Annotated in this window: 23 protein-coding genes; 8 read left to right on the forward strand and 15 right to left on the reverse strand. The window is 50.2% G+C overall.

What is annotated here, in order from left to right:
• Window positions 1–147: 147 nt before the first annotated feature.
• A complete protein-coding gene (locus ACO0LI_RS07835) occupies window positions 148–1,140 on the forward strand; it encodes an alpha/beta fold hydrolase (protein ID WP_423032074.1) in 993 nt (330 codons plus the stop codon).
• 67 nt (window positions 1,141–1,207) lie between these two features.
• Here the strand turns inward: ACO0LI_RS07835 and ACO0LI_RS07840 are convergent, their stop codons facing one another.
• From ACO0LI_RS07840 to ACO0LI_RS07855, 4 genes are all read right to left on the reverse strand, one after another.
• On the reverse strand, window positions 1,208–2,686 hold the full coding sequence (locus tag ACO0LI_RS07840) for a serine hydrolase (protein WP_423032076.1): 1,479 nt from the start codon (window positions 2,684–2,686) through the stop codon (window positions 1,208–1,210).
• Between the two features lie 132 nt (window positions 2,687–2,818).
• Entirely contained in the window at window positions 2,819–4,276 is a 1,458-nt protein-coding gene (locus ACO0LI_RS07845) for a heavy metal sensor histidine kinase (RefSeq protein ID WP_423032078.1), read from the reverse strand.
• Window positions 4,273–4,956, reverse strand: coding sequence for a heavy metal response regulator transcription factor (locus tag ACO0LI_RS07850; RefSeq protein WP_423032080.1), 684 nt, complete (start codon window positions 4,954–4,956; stop codon window positions 4,273–4,275). The genes ACO0LI_RS07845 and ACO0LI_RS07850 overlap by 4 nt, the downstream gene beginning before the upstream one ends.
• A gap of 112 nt (window positions 4,957–5,068) precedes the next feature.
• Window positions 5,069–5,836, reverse strand: coding sequence for an alpha/beta fold hydrolase (locus ACO0LI_RS07855; protein WP_423032082.1), 768 nt, complete (start codon window positions 5,834–5,836; stop codon window positions 5,069–5,071).
• 479 nt (window positions 5,837–6,315) lie between these two features.
• Here ACO0LI_RS07855 and ACO0LI_RS07860 point away from each other — a divergent pair, with 479 nt between their 5' ends.
• Window positions 6,316–7,839 (forward strand): ATPase domain-containing protein, encoded by a 1,524-nt coding sequence (locus ACO0LI_RS07860; RefSeq protein WP_422948955.1) that lies wholly within the window; start codon window positions 6,316–6,318, stop codon window positions 7,837–7,839.
• The gene (locus tag ACO0LI_RS07865; protein WP_423032084.1) at window positions 7,826–9,550 is read left to right on the forward strand and encodes a response regulator; all 1,725 of its coding nucleotides are present in this window, start codon (window positions 7,826–7,828) and stop codon (window positions 9,548–9,550) included. Before ACO0LI_RS07860 ends, ACO0LI_RS07865 begins: the two co-directional genes overlap by 14 nt.
• 18 nt (window positions 9,551–9,568) lie before the next feature.
• On the opposite strand, the gene ACO0LI_RS07870 is transcribed toward ACO0LI_RS07865, so the two are convergent.
• A complete protein-coding gene (locus ACO0LI_RS07870; RefSeq protein WP_423032086.1) occupies window positions 9,569–11,794 on the reverse strand; it encodes a serine hydrolase in 2,226 nt (741 codons plus the stop codon).
• 417 nt (window positions 11,795–12,211) lie between these two features.
• Between ACO0LI_RS07870 and ACO0LI_RS07875 the strand changes: the two genes are divergently transcribed.
• On the forward strand, window positions 12,212–13,639 hold the full coding sequence (locus tag ACO0LI_RS07875; RefSeq protein WP_423032088.1) for a histidine kinase: 1,428 nt from the start codon (window positions 12,212–12,214) through the stop codon (window positions 13,637–13,639).
• Between the two features lie 32 nt (window positions 13,640–13,671).
• On the forward strand, window positions 13,672–14,391 hold the full coding sequence (locus ACO0LI_RS07880; RefSeq protein ID WP_423032090.1) for a LytR/AlgR family response regulator transcription factor: 720 nt from the start codon (window positions 13,672–13,674) through the stop codon (window positions 14,389–14,391).
• Between the two features lie 67 nt (window positions 14,392–14,458).
• Here the strand turns inward: ACO0LI_RS07880 and ACO0LI_RS07885 are convergent, their stop codons facing one another.
• Together ACO0LI_RS07885 and ACO0LI_RS07890 are read right to left on the reverse strand one after the other, a co-directional pair.
• The gene (locus ACO0LI_RS07885; protein ID WP_423032092.1) at window positions 14,459–15,154 is read right to left on the reverse strand and encodes a glutathione S-transferase family protein; all 696 of its coding nucleotides are present in this window, start codon (window positions 15,152–15,154) and stop codon (window positions 14,459–14,461) included.
• A gap of 66 nt (window positions 15,155–15,220) precedes the next feature.
• Window positions 15,221–16,195, reverse strand: a complete 975-nt coding sequence (locus tag ACO0LI_RS07890) for an MBL fold metallo-hydrolase (protein WP_423032094.1) — start codon at window positions 16,193–16,195, stop codon at window positions 15,221–15,223.
• Between the two features lie 259 nt (window positions 16,196–16,454).
• Here ACO0LI_RS07890 and ACO0LI_RS07895 point away from each other — a divergent pair, with 259 nt between their 5' ends.
• On the forward strand, window positions 16,455–17,327 hold the full coding sequence (locus tag ACO0LI_RS07895) for an alpha/beta hydrolase (protein WP_423032096.1): 873 nt from the start codon (window positions 16,455–16,457) through the stop codon (window positions 17,325–17,327).
• A 133-nt stretch (window positions 17,328–17,460) separates the two neighbouring features.
• Entirely contained in the window at window positions 17,461–18,351 is an 891-nt protein-coding gene (locus tag ACO0LI_RS07900) for a LysR family transcriptional regulator (RefSeq protein WP_423032098.1), read from the forward strand.
• Here the strand turns inward: ACO0LI_RS07900 and ACO0LI_RS07905 are convergent.
• The gene (locus tag ACO0LI_RS07905; protein ID WP_423032100.1) at window positions 18,317–18,652 is read right to left on the reverse strand and encodes a c-type cytochrome; all 336 of its coding nucleotides are present in this window, start codon (window positions 18,650–18,652) and stop codon (window positions 18,317–18,319) included. The two genes, ACO0LI_RS07900 and ACO0LI_RS07905, sit on opposite strands and share 35 nt — an antisense overlap.
• A gap of 513 nt (window positions 18,653–19,165) precedes the next feature.
• Here ACO0LI_RS07905 and infA point away from each other — a divergent pair.
• Window positions 19,166–19,429, forward strand: a complete 264-nt coding sequence (gene infA / locus ACO0LI_RS07910; protein WP_162039515.1) for a translation initiation factor IF-1 — start codon at window positions 19,166–19,168, stop codon at window positions 19,427–19,429.
• A 292-nt stretch (window positions 19,430–19,721) separates the two neighbouring features.
• Here infA and ACO0LI_RS07915 read toward each other — a convergent pair whose 3' ends face one another.
• From ACO0LI_RS07915 to mdcC, 7 genes are read right to left on the reverse strand one after another with little or no spacing between them, the layout of a single operon-like run.
• Window positions 19,722–20,354 (reverse strand): carboxymuconolactone decarboxylase family protein, encoded by a 633-nt coding sequence (locus ACO0LI_RS07915; protein ID WP_423032102.1) that lies wholly within the window; start codon window positions 20,352–20,354, stop codon window positions 19,722–19,724.
• Window positions 20,355–20,401: 47 nt separating this feature from the next.
• A complete protein-coding gene (locus ACO0LI_RS07920; RefSeq protein WP_423032104.1) occupies window positions 20,402–21,337 on the reverse strand; it encodes an ACP S-malonyltransferase in 936 nt (311 codons plus the stop codon).
• Window positions 21,330–22,253 (reverse strand): triphosphoribosyl-dephospho-CoA synthase MdcB, encoded by a 924-nt coding sequence (gene mdcB, locus ACO0LI_RS07925; protein ID WP_423032106.1) that lies wholly within the window; start codon window positions 22,251–22,253, stop codon window positions 21,330–21,332. Before mdcB ends, ACO0LI_RS07920 begins: the two co-directional genes overlap by 8 nt.
• Window positions 22,247–22,939 (reverse strand): malonate decarboxylase holo-[acyl-carrier-protein] synthase, encoded by a 693-nt coding sequence (gene mdcG / locus ACO0LI_RS07930; RefSeq protein WP_423032108.1) that lies wholly within the window; start codon window positions 22,937–22,939, stop codon window positions 22,247–22,249. The genes mdcB and mdcG overlap by 7 nt, the downstream gene beginning before the upstream one ends.
• 3 nt (window positions 22,940–22,942) lie before the next feature.
• Window positions 22,943–23,656 carry a biotin-independent malonate decarboxylase subunit gamma gene (gene mdcE, locus ACO0LI_RS07935; RefSeq protein ID WP_423032110.1) on the reverse strand — a complete coding sequence of 238 codons (714 nt, stop codon included), beginning with the start codon at window positions 23,654–23,656 and terminating at the stop codon, window positions 22,943–22,945.
• Window positions 23,649–24,548: a biotin-independent malonate decarboxylase subunit beta gene (locus ACO0LI_RS07940; RefSeq protein ID WP_423032112.1), complete on the reverse strand. Its 900-nt coding sequence runs from the start codon at window positions 24,546–24,548 to the stop codon at window positions 23,649–23,651. Before ACO0LI_RS07940 ends, mdcE begins: the two co-directional genes overlap by 8 nt.
• Window positions 24,545–24,859, reverse strand: a complete 315-nt coding sequence (gene mdcC, locus ACO0LI_RS07945; protein ID WP_423032114.1) for a malonate decarboxylase acyl carrier protein — start codon at window positions 24,857–24,859, stop codon at window positions 24,545–24,547. Before mdcC ends, ACO0LI_RS07940 begins: the two co-directional genes overlap by 4 nt.
• Window positions 24,860–24,868 lie beyond the last annotated feature (9 nt).

Genomic DNA, 24,868 nt, shown 5'->3' on the forward strand with positions numbered 1-24,868 from the left:
AGTATGCACACTTGAAGAAGTACTAATGTAGCGCAAATCATCCGTCTGTGCTCATGGTCGGCTATTTGTGCGCGCCATTTCAAATTGATGTTGCTAGCATCGTCTCCATTGCTTCGGTTCACGAATAAATCCCATCTGGAGATAAAAATGAAGAGACGGCTTTTCTTGCAACTCAGCCCCACAGCCATCGTTACCATGGTTGGCATAGTTGACAACCTCAGCGCCGCAATGCTGATACCAGCCCAGGCACTATCCAAAGAACCAGACATACAGAAGCCAGCAACAGATGCCGCAGCATTTCATGCCATGCGCCGCTTTGCCAGCCTGCCCTCAGGCAAAATCGCTTATGTCGAACGAGGTCGGGGTGATGCCGCCCTGTTCTTGCACGGTGCGCCACTCAATGGTTTCCAGTGGCGTGGTGCGATAGACCTGCTCTCACCTTACCGCCGATGCATCGCGCCCGACTTCATGGGCCTTGGTTATACCCAAGTGCCAGCGCAGCAATCGCTTACAGCCGATGCACAACTGGATATGCTGATCAGCCTGCTGAATAACTTGAAGATTGTAGCGGTCGATATCATTGCCAGCGACAGTGGTGGCGCAGTGGCCCAGCTATTTGCTGCACGCTATCCAGAGCGCGTGCGCAGCATGCTGCTGACAAACTGCGATGTCGAGCCAGACAGCCCGCCAGCAGGTGTACAAGCTGCTATCAAGATGGCCCAGGCTGGCACCCTGGCTGACGAAACCGCCAAATGGCTGAGCGACAACGCTCTGGCACGCGCTACGTTTGGATCTGCCGTCTTCCACAACGCGGCAATACTGAGCGCCGACAATATCGCCTGTTACGTCACACCACTGGTCAGCTCAGCACTGCGCCGCCAGCAATACCACGACTTTCACCTTGCGCTGGAACCTAACCCTTTGGCAGGCATAGAGGCAACACTCAAGCAAAGCAACATCCCCGTCAGGATAGTATGGGGCGGCAGTGATACTCTGTTTTCAATGGCTGACGCGCAATACCTTGACCAGCTATTTCCACAGTCGCGCGGCATACGCGTGATACCAGAAGGGAAGCTGTTTTTTCAGGAAGAGTATCCCGATGTGATTGCGGAAGAAGCCCGCAGCTTGTGGGGAGTGTGATTAGCATATAAAGCTGCATGACTGTGTTGACAGCTAGCCCTAAAACCAGCTGTCAACACGGGAACACTTATTTTCCACCCAAGGCCACGATACGCTCTGCCGCATGCGTATTCTGCGCATCCAGCCCCAGTGACAAACGGTAATGCTTCAAAGCCGCTACCTTGTCCGCCTGAAATTCATAGACCTCCGCAAGGCTGTCATGCAGGTTCGCACTGTTGGGATAAATCTGCACACCAAGACCAAACACCGTCACCGCCTGCTCAGCCATCTTCTTGCTCAGCAAACGATAACCCCAGGAGTTGAAATCATCTTCAGAAGGATCAGGCAAGCCCTTATCGATTTTGATCTTGTTCAATTTCGCCGCCAGATTCGCATAACCATCTTGCGCAATCTGCTCACGCAAAAGATGCGCCGCATAAGCACCGCCATGCGCTTTTCTCAAACCCGGCAAATAAAAGCCAGCGATATCATCGATCATGCCCTGCGGATCAGCACCTGCCAGATTAGTTAGCGTGACGATCGCAAGATCATGGCCGGGATATACATAAAACGCCGAACGCGCACCACCCACACCAGCCACCGCAGCATACTCACCCTGACGCATCACTGGCCAACCGAGCGCCCACACAGTCGGCTTCCCATTATTGAAAGTACCCGGCGTCCAGAGCTGTTTCAAACCCGCAGCAGAAATCAGCTTGCCCTGTTGCAGGGCGATGAGCCAGTTCGCCACATCCTCGGCACTGCTATTCATGCCCGCACCAGTGCGCAAGAAAGGCGGATAGGTCTCAACAATATGCCGCAAGCTGCCACCCGGTTCCTCATACCTGTACGACACCGCCTTGTGCGGTATCACATCGCGCGACTCACCAAAGCCCACACTGCGCATACCCGCCACAGCAAACTGACGCTTCTGGAAAAACTCAATAAACGGCATACCGCTCAGACGATCGATGATCTTGCCCAGCAAAATATAATTGGTCTGGTTATAGCGGTAGCGCTCACCCGTCTTGAACTCCATAGGCCAAGTCTGTATCGCCGCCCACGCAGCATCCACCTCTTGCGGCGTCGCCAGCGAAGGTATCTTGCTGCTGATAATGTCAGGGATACCGGAAGTATGCGTAAGCAGCTGCCGCACCGTCACCGCCTGCCAGGCCACAGGCAAATCATCCAGATAACGCGACACCGGCGCAGACAAATCCAGCTTGTCCTCTTCCACCAACTGCATGATGGCAACACCAGTAAACGATTTGGTCGCAGAGTTGATGGAAAACACATTCTGGTCGTTCACAGCCACAGAATTGGGAATCTCGGCCAGACCATACGACTTCAACAAAACTATCTTGCCAGCTTTGACGACTGCCAGTTGCATGCCGGGGATGCGGCGTTCCTGCATTTCGCTTTTTATGTAGCGGTCAATTTGCTGTTTAACTTCTGTGTCGGACGGTAGGAATTTTTCGGACGAGTCACTGGCATTTGCAGCATTAGTAGTGACTGTCGCTCCTATAAAACTACAGACTACGCAAAGTGAGACAATCAGTTTTGTCATTGAAATCTGCTTTCCAAAAGAAGGACAAATGCTTGTATTTCACGCAAGGCTGCGAGACTACCCGTTTGACTTATCCTTTAAGAAATAGTTCTATGCATTTAACTTCTATTCAAAATCCAGTCCGTCTGCACTTCATTTATCGCCTGACAAATCGCAACGATCTGGAAAAAACAAACTAAAGCACGTCAAACCCTGCTCGCTTGTCACGCTCCAGCGGCCCTGATGCAACAGCATGATGCTGCGGACGATGGACAAGCCCAGCCCACTTGCACCGGCAGAATCGCGGCGGGATGAGTCGGCGCGATAGAAACGTTCAAACAGGCGGGCGAGGTGGTGCGTTTCGATTGTTGCGCCGGTATTTTCGACACTGATGTGCATGCCGCCGTCTTCTTTTTTTGCTGCCAATGTGATGGTAGTGCCGGTGTCTGCGTAACGGACTGCATTTGACAGCAGGTTTGCCAGCGCGCGGCGTAGCAAGTCTGGGTCGGCCCAGATTTTGCCATTGCCTTGCCAGAGGATTTTTATTTCCCGTTCTTCCGCCAGGCCTTCGAAGTATTCAGCAAGCCGGGTAAATTCTGATGCTACATCCAGTTCCTTGCGTTCGATTGCATGGTCAGCGTGTTCTGCGCGGGCTAGAAACAGCATGTTGTCTGTCATGTGGGACAGTCTTTGCAATTCTTCGAAATTGGAACCCAGCAATTTTTCATAATATTCATTACTACGTTTTTGTCCGAGAGCGACTTCGGTCTGGCCTAGCAAATTATTGATGGGTGTTCTCAGGTCGTGGGCCATGTCTGCTGATACCTGGCTCAGTTGTGAAAAACCGGTTTCTAGGCGATGCAGCATGGCGTTGAAGCCTTCTATGAGAGGCTGCAATTCTTGTGGGCTTGCTCTGCTGTTGCCGCCGTTGTTGCCGTTGTTGCTATCGCTATCGTTGATGCGGGTGGAGAGCTTGGCCATGCTGATGGAATTGGTCTGTGCTGCAAACAAAGACAGGGGGCGCAAACTGCGCCGTGCCAGCCAGTAAGCGAGCATGGCAGTCAGCAATGCAGCCAACAGCGCGACGGCAAATACCTGGTTGCGATATACCATCAACATGCGGGTTCGTTCTGTCAAAAGGCGGCCTGTGGTTATTTGTAAATCTTTTCCCTGTTGTCTGGCGTCACCAGTTTTCACCAATGCAGAGGCGATGATGAACGGGGTGTCATCGATGCTGGAATGGATGACTGAGGACAAGGCAAGTACAGCATTGGTGGCAACCGGTTGTATGCTGGGAATTGCAATGCTTGCCGGATTGACTTCAATCAACGGCTTTTCACCCGGATATTTTATGATCAGTAATGCTTCGCGGTTTCCCAGCATGTTTGCAAAGACTTCAGGTTTTTCGCGGGCGAGATCGACGATATTTACATCCCGCATCAGGGCCCGTATCTGTTCCACTCTTACCACCAGAGCGGCATCATCGCGTTTCTCAAGTTGCGCCACTAGGGCAATGTACAGCGCATATCCAACGGCTGCCAAGACTGTGAATGACAACATGGCATACAATAATGCGAGGCGGGTAACCAGGGAGTAAGAACGGGTTTTCAAGTTTCAAGCTCGCAACGATAACCAACACCATATACGGTATGAATAAGCGTGACCGAAAAAGGTTCGTCTATTTTTTTTCGCAATCTGCGCACGGCAACATCGACAACATTGGTGTCGCTATCGAAATTCATATCCCACACTCTTGAAGCGATCAGGGAACGGGGTAGCACCTGCCCCTGATTTTGCAGAAAGAATTGCAGAAGTGCGAATTCTTTATTGGTCAAAGTAATGCGCGCGCCTGCACGCATGACTTTGCGTTTGGGAATATCAAGTTCAAGGTCGGCCAGCACCAGCACACTATCGAGCTGCTTTTGCCCGCCGCGACGCAAAATAATCTTCACGCGTGCGAGCAATTCTGCAAAGGAAAAAGGCTTCAATAAATAATCTTCTGCTCCCAGCTCAAAACCTTTCAGGCGATCTTCCAGCCTGGCTTTTGCTGATAGAAAAAGCACCGGTGTTTCAGAACGGTGGCTGCCCTGGCGCAATTGTCGTATCACTTCCCAGCCATCAAGATCGGGCATCATGACATCAAGCAAGATCAGGTCATAATCCAACTCCCTTGCTAAATGCAGCCCGTCAATACCATTGCATGCGGTATCAACAATATAGCCTGACTCAGTCAAACCATTGCGCAGGTATTCGCTCGTTTTGGATTCGTCTTCAATGACCAGTATTTTCATGCGCACTTCCTTCAGTATTGGCGGTAGCGCTGATGCAAAGAGCCAGCAAAATCATCGCCTGCATCAGCGTGGCCCTTTACCGCCATCCTGAAAACCGCTGAAAAAGACAAGCTTATTTGCTGGCCGATCTGGCAGCATCTTCTATCATCGCAGCCACTTCTTTGGCGCGCGAGATGTAAATCGTATGCGCGCCATCGAGCTCCACAACCTGGCTACCGGCGCGTGCGGCATACATGCGCTGCAGGTCGGGATTAATCGCCCTGTCCTGCTTTGCCACCATATACCAACTTGGCTTGAGGCGCCATGCCGGATTGGTGATCAGCGTTGTGTTAACACGCGCCGCAGCAGGTATTTGCGAGCGTGCCATGAAGTTGGCCACATCGGCTGGCAAATCGCCAGCAAAGTCTTCATGGAAATGTGCAGGATCAACGAAGACGAAACCGTCAGGTGTTGTGACTGTGCGTATCTTGCCGGGGATCTTATTCTTGTTGGATGCAGTCGATTCACCAGCATCCGGGGCATGTGCGGCAACATAAACCAGACCGGCAACCCGCGCATCAGACCCGGCCTGGGTAATGACTGCGCCGCCATAGCTATGCCCGACCAGGATACTTTGGCCATCCTGGCGAGCCACTACCCTGATCGTGGCCGCGACGTCATCGTCGAGCGAGGTGATCGGCTCCTGCACCATGGTCACGTTGTAGCCGTCTTTGGTCAGTATGTCATAGACGGGTTTCCAGCCAGAAGCATCGGCGAACTGCCCATGGACCAGGATGATGTTCTTGACTGGGTCAGCAGACGCTGGCGCGGCAGCCAGTGCCAGCAAAAAGACCGAGGTAATTGCAGCAATGGCGCGCAAAGGGGAAATGGTGATCGGCATAAAAGCTCCTTGAGGTTAGTTGACAGGGATGTAATTGGCATTACGACTGAGCAAGTATGCCTAGGGCCTACGAACAGGCTGATGACAGAGTTATTACAAGAAAATGACAAATTAGCGCTAAAAAGCACGGACATTTGCATTTAGAAATCAGCAGAAATGGAAGGAGCAAAGTCTATGCATTGTCATTTCAAGGTGTTGAAATAAAAACACATTATTTCTATATTTATAACAATATCCACGTTCCCAACTTATCAATTCATGGTGATTTATGATTTACTTTCTATAAAGTCGCTACCCGGCTTTTTGCCATGAGGACTGGGGCGTTATGTATGTTTTCGCACATACGGCATCACCGCGAAGAATTACAATTCATCGTGACTTAGCTGTAAGCGAATACTCCCTGGCAAAATCTGATGTAGATTGGCTCCTATTTCATGCATTTTATTGTTCAAATTTTACGCATCATGCGCTGACCTTCTATGACAGAGACATCCTATTCAAGCGAAACCCGCAAACCAGCTGCATCGACCACACGCATTTCCACTGGAGTTGCGGGATTGGACGATATTCTTTGTGGTGGCCTGACTGCACAACGTGTTTATCTGGTAGAGGGCTCACCAGGCACGGGCAAAACTACGCTGGGCTTGCAATTCTTGCTGGATGGTGTGGCGCACGGCCAACGCGGGCTGTACATTACTTTGTCAGAAACGGTAGATGAACTCGATGCGGTAGCGCAAAGTCATGGCTGGGACATCAGCAAGATCACGGTATTTGAACTGGCCAATGACAATTCTCTGCATCCGGATGCGCAGCAATCGATATTCCATCCATCTGAAGTTGAACTCGGTGAAACTACCAAGACTGTGATGGACCACGTCAATGAACTAAAGCCCCTGCGCGTGGTTTTTGACAGTCTCTCAGAAATGCGCTTGCTGGCACAAAACCCCTTGCGTTACCGCAGGCAGATACTGGCATTGAAACAGTTCTTCTCACAGCGCGATTGCACGGTATTGCTGCTGGACGACAAGTCGAATAGCCCTGATCAGCAGTTGCACAGTATTGCCCACGGCGTCATCAGCCTGGAGCAAATTGCGCAAGAGTTTGGCAAAGAGCGGCGCCGTGTCAATATCATCAAGATGCGTGGCATCAAGTTTCGTGGTGGCTACCACGACTATATCCTTGAAACTGGCGGCCTTAAAATATTCCCACGGCTGGTGGCAGCTGAACACTATAGAGAATTTGAAACCCGCATCACCTCTACCGGGCTGCCCAGTTTCGACGAATTGCTGGGCGGCGGCCTGGTTGCTGGCACCAATTCCCTGATCGTCGGCCCCTCTGGCATAGGCAAGACGACAGTATCGGTGCGTTGCCTGCTGACTGCACTGGAACGCGGAGAAAAAGCCTCGTTTTACCTGTTTGATGAAGGCCTGGGGACTTTCTTTGCGCGCTCTGCCTCTTTGGGAACGGATGTGCGGCCTTATGTAAAAAGTGGTCAACTGGCGATCCAGCATATAGACCCAGCTGAGCTTGCGCCAGGCGAGTTTGCACAGATGCTGCGCGATGCAGTAGAAATAGACGGCGTAAAATTCATCGTTATCGACAGTCTGAATGCGTATTTGCAAGCAATGCCAGGTGAGCAATACCTGACTTTGCAAATGCATGAATTGCTGTCTTACCTGAACCAACAAGGTGTGACCACGGTGCTGGTCTTGGGTCAGCATGGCTTGATAGGTGAAGTACGTACGGACGTTGATCTCAGTTACCTCAGTGACACCACCGTATTGCTGCGCTTCTTTGAATCAAATGGCAGGCTGCGCCGTGCCATCACCGTGATCAAGAGCAGAACCAGTAACCACCAGTTGACTATTCATGAGCTGCAATTGGCCAATAATGGCATCACTATCGGTGCTGCACTGGAAGGATTTGAGGGCGTATTAACAGGCTTGCCCACTTATCGCGGTGCGACCCCGATGCTCGTGGAAAATACTGATGACGATAGCTAAAAATGCACTAGATGAACGTATTCTGATACTTGCGCCCTTTGGCAGAGATGCTGAAGTCATTTATCAATTCCTGATACGCAGCAATTTCGACTGCGGCGCAGTGGCTCATTTTGAGGCCATGGTGACGGAGCTGGCGGTGGGCGCCGGTGCCTGCGTAATTGCTGAAGAAATCCTGCAAGACTCCAGCGTCCAGCAATTAATAATCTGGCTTGGCGAACAGGAACCCTGGTCTGACTTTCCTTTTGTGGTACTCATTTCTAAAGGTGGCAGTGTTGCTGCCAGTGCTGCCAGAAGCGTCTTTGATCAACTTGGCAATATCGTCTTGCTGGAACGCCCCCTCAATTCAGAAACCCTGCGCAGCGCCGCTGCATCTGCATTACGTGCCAGAAGACGCCAATACGAGACGCGCAAGATCCTGCAAGACAGAATGCTGGCAACTGAGAAATTGCGTGACAGCCAGGCGCAGCTACTGCAATTGAATGAAACACTGGAATCCCGCATTGTTGAACGCACACGCGCACTGGCGCAAGCCAATGACAGATTGATGAATGAAGTCATCGAGCGTGAACGGGTGCAGCAAGCCATGGTGCAATTTCAGAAAATGGAAGCCATGGGCCGACTGACCGGTGGTATTGCACATGACTTTAACAACCTGCTCAATGTTATCCAGGGCAGCATGGATTTGATCTTGTTATTGTCCAAAGATGAAATGGCAAAGCGCAAGGCCGAAGTGGCCAGGCGCGCCTGCGAACGTGGTGGCAAGCTTACCGGCCAGTTGCTGGCCTACTCCCGCAATCAAAGACTGGATTTGCGTTCAACCGATGTAGGTGCACTGTTTGAAGGCGTGCGGGAATTGATGAAAACTTCGCTGGGCTCATTGGTTGAACTGGAATTTGAGATGGATGATCAACTGGAGTTTGTCATGGCTGACAAAAATCAGATAGAAATGGCTTTACTGAACCTGGGCATCAATGCCCGCGATGCCATGCCATCTGGCGGCAAACTGACGGTGAAAGCATGCAGGGCAATACCACCGGAAGGCTTGCTCCCGCCGGGCGCTTACGGCCTTATTTCTGTCACAGATACTGGTCATGGGATAGCGCCTAATATCCTGGCGAAAGTGTTTGAGCCATTTTTTACAACCAAGGGCGTAGGTAAGGGAACAGGCCTGGGTCTGAGCCAGGTATATGGCATGGCACAACAATCCGGCGGCACTGCCAGGGTGCTCAGCGAAATCGATGTCGGTACCACGATAGAGATATGGCTCAGGTCGGCAGAAGATTTTTCAGATTCAGATAAGCAAAGCTCCTTCCCTGTACTGAGAATGGTGGCTGCAGGTACCCGCATACTGGTGGTCGAAGATGATGACGCCGTCCGGCAATCGATGGTTGAATCGCTGGAAGCACTTGGCTATTCAGTCAGCCAGGCGGCAGATGGCGAGGCCGGCTTGCGTGAACTCAGACGCGAAAAACCGCATCTGATGATCACGGACTACCTCATGCCAGGCATGACCGGCGCCAAGCTGGTTGATATCGCCAACCAGGAGTTCCCGGGCCTGCCCATGATCATCGCGACTGGTTACGCAGATATGGAGGCCATCGACCAGGTCATAGAAGGTAATAATGTCTTGCGCAAACCTTTTCAGCTCGTCGAACTTGCCTCCAGTGTCGATCAGGCATTGCGCCGGCAGGGAGATCATCCTCAGCATTAGCGTCCGCACATATTGCCTTCAATTTTTATTCGTCATTAATTTTTGCAAAGTCTGTATTTGCTGTATCGCTGCTTTTGCATTTTGATGTCCTGGATTGATGTCCAGGGCCTTTTGGTAAGCAAGGAGCGCTTTTTCATTCATTGCCAGCGTGGCGTAAAACTCTCCCAGGCTATCGTATAAGTTCACATCGCCCGGATGCAATTCTATCGCTGCCTGAAGAATTTTCAACCCGGCTTCTGGCCCACTTGTTCCTCTCAAGCGATAGGCAATATCATTGAGGCTAACGGCACTCGCGTCTCCCTTGGCATTAATTCTGAGAGCCGTCTTGAGCGATTCAAGTCCTTTATCTTTATTGCCTGAAGAAATTTCCAGCACGCCTGCAAGTGCATGCGCGCCCTCTGATGAGGGATAAATTTCTTGTGCGAGCTGCCCGATCTTCAGCGCCTCATTGGCATTGCCGCTACGGATTAAATCTTGCGCAAGTATCTTTAGTTCAGCAAGATAATCAGGCGCTACTGCGGCATCCTGATATGCGTTCTTTATTTTATGATGTAGCGAAGCCAGCGCTTTCACCAGACCCGCCTTGCTCCCTGCATTGTTTTTAGCTGTCAATATGTGTTCTTGCATATCGAAATCCTGCTTCACAAATTTGATATGGCTAGTCTTTTTCCAGGCCACATACAATTGCTCAACTTGCCGTTCAAACGAATCGTCAAAACGAAATGCCGTGGATACCCTACTGTCTTTTTTATACAGGGCGATATAGTCATGAAAGAAAGTGATCGCCGTACTATTGGAATATGACGACAAATTGTGATTCTTTTCATGCAGTTTTTTCGCCATATACGAGCCAATTTTTCGTAACTGCAATCCACCAGCGGAGTGTAGCGCTTCGCTCATGAAAAATTGTGTCTGCTTTGCATCGACTCTGATAGCCTCTGACTTCAAGTGCTGACTGATTTGCTGCCTGAGTTGCTGATTGAATTGTTGATTGAACGAAATGAATGCTTCACTTAGTATTTTGCTTTCTTTTACTTCATCTGCATAAGCTTTTTGCTTATGCTCAAAGTAGGCATTACCTTCATTAAATACCGCCTTCACGGCATCGTAATAAACCCGTTTTTCTGCATCATGGATATACAGTGGTCTGTCCCAGGCCTCACCAGTAATGGCTTCAAATAGCTGCGCGGCAAAAATGCTGGTATCGATTCTTTGCAGATTAGCGGCAACAGCAATTGTTAGACCACGCGAAGGAAAACAGAATAAATAAGTGGATGTTTCTGGTTGTACACCATCGTGAGAAATAGAGAATCTGCCATTGACGGGACTGGTCAGCCAGCCCGCACTGTAGTTGGTGAACTTGGCCTTATTGGTCTCCATGGAGTCAAACATCATATTTTGTGCGTCTTTGGATACAATGCGGCCATGGATAATCCCGTCGCCAAACTTGAGCATGTCGATGACAGTAGAACGTGTGCCGCCAGCAGAAAAGCGGCTGCTGATGTCAATAAACTCAGCGTGTTTTATTTGTTGGTTCTGTAACTGATAACCGCGTACTCTTTCAGGGATAATGTCATAGGGATCATCCAGCCTCGTGGCAGTCATGCCCAAAGGGGCCCATACATTTTTGCTCATGTAATCGCCATACGACATGCCAGACGCGCCTTCGATGACGGCGCCCAATAAATTGTAACCATAACTGGTGTAGCGAAATCGTGTACCCGGTTCAGCGATGAGGTCAAAATTTTCAAATACGGCGATGGATTCTCGGGTATTTTTATGCTCTTTGAAATGTTGTTCCAGTTGCGGATTGACATAGGCATTGATACCTGCCAAATGCCCCAGCAATTGGCGCACAGTGATGGGGTATGGTTTTTTGGGGAAGTAAGGCACATAGTTTTGCACTTCTGCATCAAGCTCTACCTTGCCGCTATCTACCAGTTGTAATATCGCAGTTGCCGTCATGGGTTTGGTGACAGAGGCCAGGCGGTAACTGGATGTTGCCGTAGCTGGCATTTTGTTTTCAACATCAGCATAACCATAACCACGTGCCCACATTACCTTGTCTTGCAGATATCCTATGGATAAGCCAGGGATGTTGTCTCTGGTCATTTGACTGACGGCGAACTGCTCAAATTTTTTGAGCCGGATTTGTGTATCGGCATCGGGCTGCAAAGTCGCTCCTGCGTTCTTCGCAGAAAAAAGCAAGATGGACAAGGAGAACAACAGGAATATGTTTCGCATGATGATGAAGATGATGATAGTCGCAAAGAGAACCAGGGCCAGACATCTTAGCCATGCAGCAGCAATAAAAAAGCAAAAACTGCACGAACTGCACTTGCGCTGCCTGATTTGCACTTGGCAATAGAAAAACATGGCTACAATCCATCCATGACTTCAAACTTTACAAAATGCCTGCTATTTTTTCTTTTCTTCTTTGTGCTCCAGCCCTGTCTTGCACAAGTGGATTTGATGGGACTGCATTTCCAGCACTTACCTGACGATTTTTCTCAATGTGGTGAAACGAATTTGAGGTCTCTGTCTGAACAAGATGTGCAAACAGGCTTTTCCTTGCATGATCTCAAAGCAAAACAACATTACTGTCTGGCAGCGCGCTTCCTGATGCCAATGGCATCAGGAGAATCAGAAGAAGATCGAGTTTTGACTTTATCGCTGCTGGCAGCTACAGAGTTATTTATTGATGGCATCAAAGTGGGGAGCAATGGCAAACCTGCCATCACAAGGGAAGCCGAAATGCCTGGATTTATTGATTACAGCGTGAATCTGAAGCCTGGGCAATTACAACAAGGCACGCATCTGCTGGTATTAAAAATGTCCAGTTATCACGGCAGTGAGCAGGTAAAAAATCCCTTCTATCGTTTATCCATCAATGAACAGCCAAACCCGCATGCGAGCAATAACAAGGAGATCATTCTGCCGCTGTTATTGATGGGTGCTTTATTGCTGGTGAGCTTGTTATTCTCTGGCCTGACTTTGTTTTATCAGCGACATGCACACTGGATAATTTTTTTAATACTGTGCCTGGTAGCGAGTAGCCTGTTGATGATCGAAACCTGGCGTGATCTGATTGGCTATGTTTATCCATTCCACCTGACCAGGCTGTATCTGGTGGCCGGGTTGACCTGGGTTTTTGCTGTTTTATTGCCTGTGTATTTCCTGGTTTTTTTCAGGTTTGAACGTCTGTGGTTGATTAGCTGCGTGCTGGGCTTGCTGACTGCTGCCGTGACTTTTATCAGTCCTTATTTTGACTACAAAAGTGTGATGATGTTTGGCGTCGCGCTTTTTGCGAGCCTGGCAATTAACTTCATCGCCTATCAGCGCCAGAAAAATGCCAGCAAGATGAGCCTGCTCGTTGTCTTATGTTCTCTACTGCTGTTTTTGATTCCTGCTTTTCGTTTTGCAGAAACTGGCTTTGCCCTGAGTATTTGTTTTTTATTATTCACTCTTTTGCTACAGCTATTACAGCAGTTCACCCACGACAGGCAAAAAGCAGCCCTTGCCACGCAATTGGAAAACCAATTACTAAGACGCAGCTTGCAACCGCACTTCCTCATGAATTCTTTAAGTCTGGTAACAGAATTACTTCATCAATCTCCTCAACAGGCAGAAGAATTTATTCAGGCATTGGGGCAAGAATTCAGGATGTTGAATGAATATGCCAGCCACGCCAGCATCGCTTTGACGCAAGAGTTGGAGTTATGCCAGAATTATTTACAGATCATGAGTACCCGCCTGCAAAAGAAATGTTATTTACAGATACAGGGTGATCCAGCTGCCATCATTATTCCGCCAGCTATTTTATTGACGGTATTAGAGAACGCATTTTCGCACAATAAATACAGGCAAGAGACGAAGTTTGAATTGCATATCCATCGCGGCCAAAAGTCGATAGAAATCATCATGAAAACACCTGCTGTCAATCCAAGAGCACATGCTGGAACAGGTATGGGAAACCATTATATTCACCAAAGCCTGCAAGAAGTTTTTGATGGCCGTGCCAGTTATGTGGTGGAGCAAACGGATGATGCATGGTATGCGCGATTTCACTTGCCGCTCATCTCTACATGAAAACTTGATCAGTACAATGCAAAGAAAACTTCATGAAATTATTGATTGTCGAGGATGAGCCGCTGATCGCCCAACGCCTGTTGCGCGAGGCACGACATTTTTTTGGAACAAAGCTGAATCAACTAGATCATTGTGATGATATCGATGAGGCGCTGGCCTTGCTTGCTGCAACAAACTTTGATTTGTTGTTGCTGGATTTGAACTTGCTGGGCGATGATGGATTTAAAATCTTGCAGTTGAAGCACATGGCAAGCAATGACAACGCCATCAGCTTCCAGGCAATTATTATATCTGCGCATACTGAACGGGCAGTGACAGCCTTTGGCTTTGGTGTCATCGATTTTGTACCCAAACCCTTTAGCCAGGAGCGCTTATTTCTGGCCTTTCAACGCTTTGAGCAAGCTCAGCCACCAGAAAATAAAAATGCTAGCCTGGTGATCAAGAAAATGGGAAATATGGAATTACTGACGATTGCCGATATCGATTTTTTGCAGGCGGACGGTCATTACAGCAAGATTATCTGCTGCGATGGGCAACAACATTTCCATGAAAAATCCCTCGAGAATATGCAGCAAATTTTGCCTGACAATTTCGTACGCATACACCGTTCCTATGTCGTGAATATGCAGCACTTCAAGCGCCTGGCAATCAATGCGGGTGGTAAATATTCAATCGATACCAAATTTTCAAAAGAGATTCCTGTTTCACGCTCCATGTATCCAAAAATCAAGGAACTGCTTGGTGCTTCCTGATTTTTCAGGGATGCAATGTTCGTGCATCCCTGAACACTGCAATGATTCACGAATAATTCACGACTTATCAGACGATAGCAAGCCGTTCATTTTGCGGGTACATTGCCGCCATGGTTTCTGCATCTATCGCTGTCTTGAAAGCATGGGCATTTTTTACATTCTCTGCACGCCCAGCTGCTGGTCTGGCGTTTATTTCATCAAACAGTCTTTTGACATTTGGCAGCTTGCTCCAGGCATCATCACCCAGAATAAACGGGATGGCGCGTGCCCAGCCCCAGAAAGCCATATCGACTATGCTGTACTCTGTACCGACCAGATATGGTCGTTGCGCCAGGCGCGCATCCAATATGCGCCAGTGCCGCCAGGCTTCAAAATCATAGCGGTTCAGCGCATAGGTTTTTGGCTCTGGAGCAAAGTGCCTGAAGTGTACTGCCTGCCCGGAAAACGGCCCTACGCCAGTTGCAATAAACATCAGCCAGGACAAGGTTTCTGCACGCGTCACCGGATCAGCTGCTGGCAAGAATTGTCCTGATTTTTCTGCCAGATAAAGCAGGATAGCATTGCTGTCGAATACTACGGCGCCAGTTTCTTCATCGAGGATGGCAGGTGTCTTGGCATTCGGGTTAATCGCTAAATAGGCTGCGCCATGCTGTTCGCCTTTTTGAGTATCGACAGGCACCAGCTCATACGGCAAGCCTGACTCTTCAAGAAACAGGGCGATCTTGGCTGGATTAGGAGAAGGGTGGTAATAGAATTTGATCATTTTTTCTCTTTGAGAATAAGGCTGGCATGAACTGATGCAGGCCCGCATGAGCGAGCCCACAATTGCTTAAGGCATCGGGGTGAAATTGACTGGCACCCATTGATAGCCATTACCCGCTTTTTTCAATCGTCCCATGCCGGGGAACTGTATGTGTGAGGCGGCAACGATGACACCATCTTTTGCGGCCTGGGCAAATACTTTCTGACGCATGGCAGAGGCTGCTTTGGCATGGCTGTCAAAAGTCACTGTCACCTCAGGCTTGTCGAGTTGCACAGAGGCGACGTGGATCAAATCGCCCACCACCAGCATTTTTTCACCATTACTTTCCAGCAGATAAGAGGTGTGACCGGCGGTGTGGCCTTGTGTGGAATGCGCAGTAAGGCCGGGCAATAATTCACCGTCAGCACTAAAGGTTTGCAACTTGTTAGCTGCTTTATAGGGATTGAGCGAAACCATCGCCCCTTCAAAAAAAGACTTCGCATCTGCTGGTGCCTGTTCCATGTTTTTCTGGCTCAGCCAGTAATCTGCCTCGGCCTGATGTACATGGATAATGGCATTGCCAAAAGCCATGGCACCATTGACCATCAACCCACCGGCATGGTCGGGATGCAAATGAGTGAGGTAGATATCATCTATCTGTGATGGCTCATAACCTGATGCCTTGAGGTTGGCAATCAGCTTGCCCAGGCTGGGGCCAAACAGGTTGCTGGTACCGGCATCGATCAGTATCAGCTTGCTGCCAGTATTGACGAGATAAGCATTCACTGAAGTTTCCAGCGGTGCTTGCAAAAATGATTTTGCTAGCGCATCTTTGGTTTTTTGCTCTGGCTCCATCAATATCTTTTCTACTGGCAGTTTGACGGTACCGTCACTGAGTGCAGTCACTTCAAACGCGCCCAGCATGGTGCGGTAATACGCCGGGGCAGATGTTTTTACCATCGGTGCAGCAGAATAAGCAGCGCTGCTGCTCATGCCAAAAGCACCAGCGATGGACAGATATAAAGCTGCGCGGGCCAGTGTGTGTAAAGTGTTCTTGATCATGTTCTCTTCCTCCAGGCTATTCGCCATTTGTTGTTAATACCTTGTTGGTGGAAGAGATTTTATTTCTTTGCGAAAATCGATACAATTAGCTTCAATGCAAACCATCTTTGCGCTTTATGCAAAATTAATTTTAGTGCGAGTGCTTAAAGGAGGCAGCCAAGGCAGTAAAAGAGCATTGATGCGCAGCCATTCTCAAAGCCAGGAGCGAGGCGAACCAGGCATGATAATATTCTTGCTACTTGTTCATCACGGAGTCAGCATGCGTCTCATTCAACGACATAGTTTTTCTGCGCTACTTGTAGCTGGTATAGGCACGCTGATGGCGGGATGCATGCATGTCGATATCACCGACAAGCAGTACATAAGGCCCGATAGTTCAACGGGTTACAAGCTCAGACAAAAATTGACGCAGGACGATATACAGAAAATCAATCCGGCAGCACAGCTCAGGGACGAAACTGTGATTGCCACGGACCAGACCAGGCTGGAAGGTGCCGCGTTCATGCAAGAGGGCAGTAAAGTCACGGTGCTGTATTTTGGTGGCAATCTCTCGCATGTAGAAGATTCGCTGCCTTTCATGTTGAGAAACGTAGGTGCCTGCAATGTCAATCTGGTGAGCTTTGATTATCGCGGTTATGGTCGCACGGCAGGCGTACCTGATATAAAAAACCTGCAGGAAGATGCCTTGAAAATTTATGATGCCGTGCGTGCCAGCACCACGGGCAAGCTGGTGGTGCATGGGCATTCCATGGGTAGCTTTGCAACTGGCTTTATTGCGGAGCAACGCCAGCCTGATGGCATTGTCCTGGAAAACACGGCCAGCAATGTCAGGGATATGGTGTCGCTCTCCACGCCGTGGTATGCCAAGCCTTTTGTCAGCGTGAATATCCAGGACAGTTTGCAGCAGGTGGATAACATCAGGGCGATGTCGCACTACCAGGGGCCAACGCTGGTGCTGACAGCAGAAAAAGACAAGCAGACCCCGGCAGAACTTGGGCAAAAGGTGTATGAGGTAATCCCGTCCAAGGCCAAGCGCCAGTTATTCATCAAGGACGCGGGACACACCGGCTTGTTACGCCGCACAGATTTGCAAAAAGCGTATTGCGAATATATACAGCAAGTCAGCCTTTAAAATGTAAGGTCGATGTTTTTACATGCGCAGCATGATGCAAGTGCTGCGCTTTTGTCTTGTTCGCCAATGAATTTTGGGGATCAGGTTTGATAAGCTACTATAATTGACATGAGCTTATGAACAGGATTCATGAATGCAACGCGAAAATTTCAATGACTTGCAGGCTTTTATCGTCGTCGCGCGCGAGGGTAGCTTTACCAGGGCGGCGGCGCAACTGGGTGTATCGCAGTCTGCTCTCAGCCACGCCATACGCGGGCTGGAAACCAGGCTCGATATAAGACTGCTGACGCGCACCACGCGCAGCGTCTCACCTACGGAAGCAGGGCAACGCCTGCTCGATACTATAGGCCCAAGGTTTGAAGAAATCGAGGCAGAACTGGCCATCCTCAGCGAGCTCAAGGACAAAGCTGTTGGCAATATACGCATCACTACGGCTGAGCATGCCGCCAATTATGTGCTGTGGCCCAAACTCGAAAAATTCTTGCCGCTCTATCCGGATATCAAGGTAGAAATCAATATCGATTACGGCATGACCAATATCGTCGCGCAACGCTATGATGCCGGTGTGCGCCTGGGTGACCAGATAGAGAAAGACATGATCGCTGTACGCCTTAGCCCCGACATGCCGATTGCCGTGGTTGCCTCGCCTGCGTACTTCAAGAAAAATCCCAAGCCGCAAACGCCGCATGATTTGCAGGAACACAATTGCATCAATTTGCGCCTGCCTACCTATGGCAGCATGCTGGTCTGGGAATTTGAAAAAGCCGGTGAAAAACTCCATGTCCGGGTTGAGGGGCAGGTTATTTTCAACAGTACCAGTCCGCGCTTGCGCTCCGTGCTGGCAGGCATAGGCCTGACTTATCTGCCGCTGGATATGGTGGAGCAACATGTGGCTGAAGGCCGCCTGGTGCAGGTGCTGCAGGACTGGTGCCCAGTTTTTCCTGGCTATCATCTTTACTATCCAAGCCGCCGGCATTCATCGTCAGCGTTCAAGCTGTTGGTGGAGGCCTTGCGGCATCGCTGACCTGCATCCGCAGTTGACGCAATCTTGCGTATTTGAGGCTGGACAAATACGTGGCCAGTTCCTGTATCTCAGCCTCTTTCAAACCTGCGGTGCTGGCGCTCATGGGTTCATAGATGCGTTCACCTGTCCTGTCCCTGTAGCGCCTGATGGACTTTTTAAGATAACCGATTTGCTGGCCTACCAGCCTGGACGTGGTGTCATTGCCATGTGCATGTTCGGCATGGCAGATGCTGCAGCGTGAGGTATAGATTGCCTGTCCAGTGAATAACGCTTCTGTGCCTTTCAGGCAAGCACCATGCAAATATTTTATAAGCCTGTTTGTGTTGAAAATGACAAACACATGTGAAATTGATTTGCATCAATGGCCGGGCGAATCTGGCTTTGAGAGCAATTTGTCATTAAAATGAGGCTAAATCTTGAATCTGACTGGTAATTTATCGACAAATCGCGGGAGAAGTATGGCATTCAGGGTATAATCCTATTGCAAGAGAATTCTTACTTCCGATAAATCGAAGTTTTTCTGACAAGAGCGCTGAAACTGGCGTTTCAGGCAGTCTGCTACAGACGTGCTTTAGTTTTTAAGCTCACTGGCCTTGAGCGCAATCTTCTGGCTGTTATCCAAGTACTGTGTTGATGTGATGGCAAAGCCATCTGTGCACAGCCTCTTTCAACACTCACACTCTTTTCGTCTCACGGCATCAGACGATCAACAGTGAGTTCACCGTAATCCCTTGCAGATGATTATGTGATTGTCTGCCATCAGTGACGCAGTCTGTGTACAAGTGTCACGACCTACTATAAAGATGATAAAACCATGGCAAAAGAAGAACTGTTGGAAATGAATGGTCAAGTTGAAGAAGTGCTGCCCGATTCACGTTTCCGTGTGAACCTGGAAAATGGCCACAAACTGATCGCTTACACGTCCGGCAAAATGCGTCAGCATCACATACGCATACTGGCCGGTGACAAGGTGACGCTGGAATTGTCGCCGTATGATTTGAGCAAGGGCAGAATCACATTCCGCCATATTGAAACACGCGGGCCGTCAGGTGGTGGTCAGCAACGTCGTCGTTACTGATCGCAGCTATCGTAGCAGCAGCAAATACAGCAGATGTAAAAAAATGGGGCATTGGCCCCATTTTTTTGTCTGGAGAAAAATCGTAGGGCGCGCCATGCGCACCATCTCCTTATCAAAAATCTCAAAAAATACGCGCAGTCATGCGTGTATTCATGCGCGTATTCATGCCTTAAAGTCTACCTAAGAAAAATGGTGCGCATGGCGCACCCTACCAGAGGCAGGCCAGGTCTCTGATTTTTTCAATCGCTGACAAGACTTGTGAAGCCTTGCCAGGCCTGAGGACAATACCAAATCACTCAGGAAAGCGCACCAGCTTCTTGCCATCCTTGGGTATCTGATACTGCGCTACATTCATCTGCATGGCCAGCAAGGTGTAATAGGCATTGATACCTGTCAGGTCCACGATTCCTTTTTTACCAAAGCGCTTCTCAGCACGTTCATACGTGCGGTCGGAGACGCGCTTGTTCTTGTGTAATTCCATCGAAAAGTCATAGACGATTTCTTCATCGTCTGTCATGTCTGTCGGACGTCTGCCGTCGGCAATCGCAGCCGTCACTTCTGCTTTGATACCCGCTTTGAGAGCGATGGGGTGATGTACATACCATTCATAGTCTTGCGACCATTCACGTGAAGTGATCAATATGACGAGTTCACTAAGAGTAGTGCCCAGGGCAGATTGATACCGTAGATAATCACCCATGGCACGTGCCTGACTCATGACTTGCGGGCTGTGCATCAAGGGCTCGAAGGGGCCAAAGACAGGCACCTTGCGCGTTGCCAGGAATTCTTCCGCGGCTTTCTTCTGCTCTTCTGTGTATTGTGATGGGGGTATCGTGGGAAGGCGTTCGGCAGCCTGGGCCAGGGTATTGATGGTCATGGTGAGTATGATGGGAATGAGAATATTGCTCAGTGTAATACGTTTCATGATGTCTCCTGTATGTGCTGCTTTGTGCTGCTTTGGGCTAGTGAATTTCAATTCTCGCTCTGGCGTTGCACCCAGTGGACTACACCTTCAAGGCTGCGGAAGTCTGCAATAGAGCGGCAGGCGATTTGCGGATGGCGGGTCTGCAGCATTTTGGATAATGCCGAGCCTGGCCCCAGTTCCAGCGCATAGCTGATGCCGCTTTCAGCCATTGCATCCATACAGGCATGCCATTGTATGGTCTGGGTCAATTGTGCCAGCAAGCTGCTGCGTATAGTCGCTGGCTCTGTGACTTTTTCAGCGTTGATACCTGCCAATACAGAAATGTCGGTTTCATGTAAGAGAATGTCATTCAGCGCCTGCGCAAAACCAGGTGCAGCAGCCAGCATCATCGGTGTATGTGAGGCGATGTGCACAGCTATTTCTGTGTGCGTAATATCATGTCCAGGCAACTTGGCAATTTCAGGTATTGCCACGCTGAGCTTGTCTGCCAGACCGGCGATGATGGCCTTGTTGTCAGCAGTGATGATGGCAACGTACAGATCATGGCTGGCAGCGAATTGCTGCATATCGTTGATGGCGACACCAGATACAGCCATCATACCTTGCGGTGTGTGCACGCAAGCTTGCATCAAAGCCGCACGGGTAGTAGCGAGTTGCAGGGCAGCTTGCACATCTATGCTGCCACTGACTGCATGCGCAGAAATTTCGCCTATGCTGTACCCGGCGACCAAGTCGGGCGTGGGTAAATTATCGCGTAGCGCCAGCCAGCTGGCCAGTGTGGCAGCGACGATCAAAGGCTGGGCATAGCGGTTTTTAAATAGCAGATCATGTGATGAAAGTGCTTCTGCAAGCGTGTGTTGTTCTATTTTATGGCTCAACAAATCTTGCACAAAGCTGGCCGCCTTTGCGTCCTGCCTGGCCAGCGCAAACATATCTGCAGACTGTGCACCCTGCCCTGGACATAGCAGGGCGAACTTATTCATGTATCCTCGTTACTGAAAATTCTTCCATGCAGTGATGTACAAAGCATGTTGCAGCCAGCATATCTGCTGCGCCTCCTGGTGACAGTCTGCGTGCGATGAATTCTCGATGACAGTTTTCTGCAATGATCAACCATTGCGGATTAGCTGTACCGCCCTGATTCAGAAATTTTTGTGCTGCATCTTTGGCATAAGCTATTCCTGCTATGCCGCCGCGATGATAGAGATTGGTGTCGCTGATATGTGCTATCAGAGTAAAGAAACAATCGACTTGCGCCAGATGCAGACTGCGGTCGTCTTTCAGGCTTTGCTGCAAACGTGGCAGTGCAAGTTCAAAGATGGAAGGGAAACCCAAGGCCGCCTCTTCCCTCGCACCGCTGGCAGCATATCGTTTTGCCGCCTGCAAGCCGTGACTCAGATGCTGTGTATCTTCTGGAGCACTGTGCACTGACAATGCCTGTCCCCATTGCGATATGAGAGCCTGCCGTAAAGTCACAGCCGTCATTACGCCGTCACGCGAAAAACAATATCCTGCCGCTGCACTGAGCATGCCCAAAGCAAAGATGGCACCTCTATGCGTATTGATGCCCCTGGTCGCTTTCAGCATGCGCTGTTCTGCTGCCATACCCAGTTGTCTTAGCACTTCAAATTCAGCACCAATGGCACCAGCGAACGCAATGTCTCTGAAATAATGGCGCAGAGAAAACAGGCTGCGCATGAAACAGGCAGCATCCATGTCGGTATGGCTACCATTGTCGCGCAGGGATACCAGACCGGGTTTGGGATACAAGACCAGTTCGGCATACAGACTCCGCACTGCGATTCTGGCGATCTGCTGCGCCACACATTTTTTCTTGCTCTCGCAATTTGCTACGGACGCAGTTGGCAGGTAGCGATAAGCACGAGCAATTTCTAACATGGCAATTCACCCTCGGCCAACAGATCAAGCAGGCTTTGCCGGGCACGCAGGCTGACACCATGCATGTCTTTGACCATCACGCGTTGCTGATTAAAATCCTGACTTGCGTGAGCGGGCTGCATCCATTCTTTCCACGCTACTGCGGCTTCGCCAGGAAATACAATCTCTCCATCAATAGGCAGAGTTTGCTGCAGCTCTTGCAGCAAAGCCAGGCCAGCGCGCAATTGTGCCTGGTGATAAGGCCGGAACAGGGTGTCGATATCGGAAGTCGCACTCAAATAATCTTGTCCCGTCAAAAACTGCATGGCGACCGAGCCATACACGCGTAGCTTGATACCCGCCATCAGGGCTTGTTGATGCAGGTTTTGCAAACCAGCCTGCCATGCAGGCGGCACAACAACGATGACAGTATGCAAAGACAAGGCAGACTGATGAATGGCGATATGCTCAGCTTTTACTATCGCAGCAAAGCGCGGCTTGTTGCCATTCACAGGTGGGAGCGGGAAACCTATGCAGACTTCATCGTCTGCAGCATCAGGATGGCGGCGTGTGACTACCGCTGGCCACTCCTCTTGCTGCCATTGCCTAAGAAGGTCTGGTGCGCCAAAAGACTGCAAGACAGCCAGCCAGGCTTCATCAGCAAGCCAGACCAGATCATGTCTTTGATATTGCGCGATACTGTCCATACCTTATTGTACTTGCGCCGCCTGAGATAGAACAGCCTCTATTACCTGCTGTGACTTGCGGCGGCCACCACGCTGTTGGCCCAGTTCACTGCGCCTGTCAGTTGCATCTGCCTGCAACAAGGCATCGCGTAAGCACTGTGCCAGATCACCTTCCCATATAGACTGCACGCCACCCATGCGTTCATAGTTCTTGGGGCCGGGGGCGAATACGGGATTATGCAGCGCGAGTGCAGTCAGCTTTTCTTCTGCTACCTTGGTAATGCGTGCCATCGCTGGCAAACCCATGACGCGTATGGTGGCTTCTGGCAAGGCATAACAGGCATCGGCCATCATGCCACTGGTGATGAAGCCGCCAGACAGAGCCTGGTCATAGACCAGCGCGATGATCTTGTGGCCAGATTGTCTGGCTAACTCTATGCATTTCCCAAGATGTGCCATATAGCTGTTGATGCCCAGCATTTCATCTCTGTGACGCAGGCGCTGGCCCTGGGTATCAACCAGCAGAAAAATTGGCCTTTGGGGATGATCACGTACCGTCGCCAGCACAGCTCTCGCTTGTGCCAGTGCTATCTCTACGTCTATCGGTGTATGCCCACTGGTGCCGATAACACTGATGTCCTGTCCAGCTATAGTCGCTGTGCCGGAGATAAAATCATCAACGATAGTGACTTCATGACCTTGCGGGAATAATTGCGCAAGTAATTGCATGCTATCCATGTTGGCGCTCCGTCTGCCTGATGCTGGCACTCAGCTGCAGGAAAGCCTGGGTATCGAGCATGGCAATATCCTCAGGATTTTCTATGCCCATGGCAGCCCAGATATCCATGGGTTCAGTCTTGCTACCAAAATCTTGCAGGCGTGCTGTCAGCATTTTTTGTTCTGCTTCCAGTGCAGCCAGGCTAAGCGCAACTTCGCTTTGTACACTGTCCTGCATGGCTTGTACTATCGCCGTCTTGAAGGCGGCATCATCGTCGGCCACCAGCATCTGGCAATCGCCGAGCAGGTAGCGGTGCTTGCCGCCGGTGGTACGCCACACCAATGCGCGGTCACGTGAATCAAATTCTTCTACGCCATTCGCGGTTTCTATGACTTCAGGACCGGACATGGCGAGACGCGCTTCTTCCGACATGATGATGGTATTCGCACAGCGCGAGACTATGCCCATGCCGCCAAAGCAGCCATTGCTGCCGCCGATGACGACGATCACGGGTATGCCTGCCGCACGCACAGCCAGCAAGGCGCGCATGACTTCAGACACGGCTATCAGACCCGCATTGGCTTCATGCAGGCGCACACCGCCGGATTCTGCCAGCAGGACCAGTGCCTGCGGTTTGTGGACGACAGCAGCGCGCATGAGCCCTACCAGCTTTGCCCCATGTACTTCGCCAACTGCACCACCCATGAAACCGCCTTCCTGCGCGGCGACATAGACTTGCTTGCCATCCATAGTGCCGCGACCAATGACGACACCATCATCAAATGACACCGGCGCATTCAGCTGCGGCAGATGCGGGCTGGTCCACTCTTTTGCGGGTGGCAGGAACTCTGTGAAATCACTGATCAGTGCGGCCACTCTTTGTCTGGCCGTTGCTTCCAGATAGCTGCTCATTTGGCTTGCTCCAGACAGGCTTCTATGGCCTGATCCATGCGCAGGCTGACAACAGCGGGAGTAGCCCCCATGTCGTTGATGGCGATGCGGCAATCAGCCAGTTGCCAGCGCTGGTTAAAGTCATTCATGACTGCCTGCCAGATCGCACCAAAACCAGTCGCCGCCGTGCTGATTTCTATCTCGCAGGCTGACTGCAAATCCACAGACTGCACTAGCACTTCGAGATTACCAGAACTGACCACACCGACCAGTTGCGCTGCTGATACCAGCTTGCGCTGTCCTTGCTCAAAGCGGTATACCAAAGTTTCCATGATAACGAT

The sequence above is a fragment of the Undibacterium sp. Tian12W genome, assembly GCF_049339405.1.
Taxonomy (GTDB): domain Bacteria; phylum Pseudomonadota; class Gammaproteobacteria; order Burkholderiales; family Burkholderiaceae_D; genus Undibacterium.